This is a genomic window from Aestuariivirga sp. (assembly GCF_037139295.1).
In the GTDB taxonomy this organism is placed as follows: Bacteria; Pseudomonadota; Alphaproteobacteria; order Rhizobiales; family Aestuariivirgaceae; genus Aestuariivirga.
The window spans coordinates 1-1,832 of record NZ_JBAXGR010000284.1 but is presented as its reverse complement, the minus strand read 5'-3'; the positions used below and the strand labels follow the sequence as shown (position 1 = coordinate 1,832).

At 56.4% G+C, this 1,832-nt stretch carries 2 protein-coding genes; both read right to left on the bottom strand.

The window, feature by feature from the left end:
- Positions 1-292: 292 nt before the first annotated feature.
- A complete protein-coding gene (locus WCJ41_RS21950; RefSeq protein ID WP_336907959.1) occupies positions 293-676 on the bottom strand; it encodes a PAS domain-containing protein in 384 nt (127 codons plus the stop codon).
- Positions 677-1,023: 347 nt separating this feature from the next.
- A complete protein-coding gene (locus tag WCJ41_RS21945; RefSeq protein ID WP_336907958.1) occupies positions 1,024-1,479 on the bottom strand; it encodes a hypothetical protein in 456 nt (151 codons plus the stop codon).
- Between the last annotated feature and the right edge of the window lie 353 nt (positions 1,480-1,832).

Below are 1,832 nucleotides of genomic sequence, written 5' to 3'. Positions count from 1 at the left end.
TGCATTCGTGCGCCGTGTGACTTTCACCCGCATGCCGACGCCCCCGACAAAGCAGGAGGAGTATACAAAAGAACATTGGGCGATACAGGGCTCGAACATAGCACGGAATCATCGGGGTGGAATGGGCATGGCACTCAAAGCGCTGCAGAAAGTGCTGCACTCGATGCGAGGTGAGCCCCGTTATCGTTCGGAACCGTGGCGGCCCACGCAGGTGAGTCCGTCAGGGGTGATGAGGTGGCGTTATGGATCAGCGGTGGCCGAGCCGGGCGGTTTAAAGATTGGCTTTCGCTGCTCAAGCTTGGCGTTGCACCGCGATAAAGTACACAACCTCATCATTTGCAGATCGAACTGATGCTACCCGCCAATGCATCATAAAAGGCGTGCCATCTTTGCGGTAATTTGTGGCCGTACCTTCGAAGTTACGCCCAGCTCCCAAGTCTTTATGAAGTTGCTCGAGTGCGGAGGGATCGGTGCCTACGCCCTGCAACATTGAAGGAGACTTGCCTAACACTTCCTCGAACGTGTAACCCGTCAGTTTCGTAAAAGCCTCATTGACGTACAAAATTGGAGTTTTCGCGGTGGCCGCGGTTACCATCACCGAATCGAAGCTGTTGGAAATGACTAAATCGGTGATGGGTCCCAGATCACTGCCAGGAACAGACTTGCTGAGTTGCATTATTACGATTCCTTCTTGGAGGAGAAAAGGGGACAGGTCGATTTATTGACGCGCATCACGCCACGCAAAGCTAGAGTGACACTAGGCTGAATAGTTTTTCATATGCTCAATCGGGGTATTGGACGACGGCAGTTGTTCGAGACCAACGTCGATTATGACGTGTTTGAACGTATCATCGCGGAGACCTTGGACAAATGTCCTATGCACATCTGCATTATTGCTTGATGCCCAATCATTGGCATTTCGTCATGAGGCCCGAAGGAGACGAGGATCTGGGTCTCTTCATGCAGCGGTTGTCGGTAACTCATATCACACGCTGGCAAAAGCATCGAAATGTCTTCGGATAATTAAATGGAACTGTCCCCTTGCTTTGCCCGAACGTAGTACCGCTGCACGCGGGCGACACACGAGCGGCCGTCAGGGCTCTTGGTCGTGCAGGCGGCATCCGGCAGGCCCGCCTTCTGCACCACCGCCCGGACCCGGGAGGGAACCTGCTCGGCAATGTCAGCGTCGACCTCGTCTGCCGTAAGGCCGTAGCAGCAGCATAGCGGCCCGGCCGGATCCTTAGGCCAGTAGAGCCCGTGGGATGCCTTACAGTCCACACTCCGCTCGAACAGGTCGAAGTAGGCGACAGGGCAGTCATTGGTCGCGCACCAGTAGGCCGGTTCGCCAAGCGACTCGGCCGCGTCCGAGGCTAGGTGGGCTTGCAGGGTAGTAGATCCCACCTGCAGGCCATCCGCATTGCATTGTGGACACCGCGGCGGCAGGCTCGAATCAGGCTCTTTGATGTCGGCCTTGTACATAGCACTCCCTATTCTCCGTGTATGAATTTCTGCGCAACACTATAGTCCGGTCAACGGCAGTTCGGCAAGCCTTGGACGGTTGCTGAACTGCTGATCGCGGCGGCGGGCGCGACATGTGACGACGACATGCCGAGGGGAAACGGTGCGCGTGGCTCACGAGTCGCCCATCAGCTTGGAAATGGCTGCAGACGTGCGTTAGGAAGTGCCATGGACCGGCCTATCCTCAGCCGGCCGGCTACTTGAGTTCAGCTGCTGAGTCTGCTGGTTCTTCGGTCGGCTGACTCGTCTGATCGTCAAACGTGTTGTCGTCGTGCTCCGCAGCTTCTGGCTCAAGTGTCCCGACTTTGGCGGCT